At 54.0% G+C, this 530-nt stretch carries 1 pseudogene; it reads right to left on the bottom strand.

Annotated elements, in window-relative coordinates:
* Nucleotides 1-530 (bottom strand): annotated as a pseudogene (locus tag ACTHUR_RS17795) (DNA polymerase I); the annotation flags it as partial.

Genomic DNA, 530 nt, shown 5'->3' with positions numbered 1-530 from the left:
AGATGGCTCTCGATGATATAGGAAGCAAGCATGGAATCGCCGGCAATGCCGTTCAGGGCGATGTCGTAGTTGGCGAAAACGTGTTGGTCGTATTTGAGGTTTTGCCCGATTTTTTTCAGGGCAGGATTTTCCAAATGCGGTTTCAGACGGCCTAATACTTCTTGCAAATCAAGTTGTTCGGGCGCAGCAGTCAGGCTGTGTCCTACGGGGATGTAAACCGCTTCGCCTGCTTGGAACGCGATGCTGATGCCGACCAGCGCGGCGTTCATCGCGTCTAGGGAAGTGGTTTCCGTATCGATGCCGATTGTGTCCGCCTGCGCCAGTTTGTCCAACAAAGCGGCAAACTGCGCTTCGGTGGTAACGGCTTGATAATCCAACTTTTCGGGGGCGGGGGCATGTTCTATGATTTTTTCAGACGACGTTTCCATGTCCAACGCCGCCTGTTCGCCTATCGTATCGCTGCCGAACAAATCGCCGTCCACCGCTTCGTGCATACGGCTTTCCGCTTCTTTCAGCCAAGTGCGGAAGCC

This window comes from Neisseria sp. P0021.S007, assembly GCF_051956855.1.
This window is presented reverse-complemented; position numbering and strand designations above follow the sequence as displayed.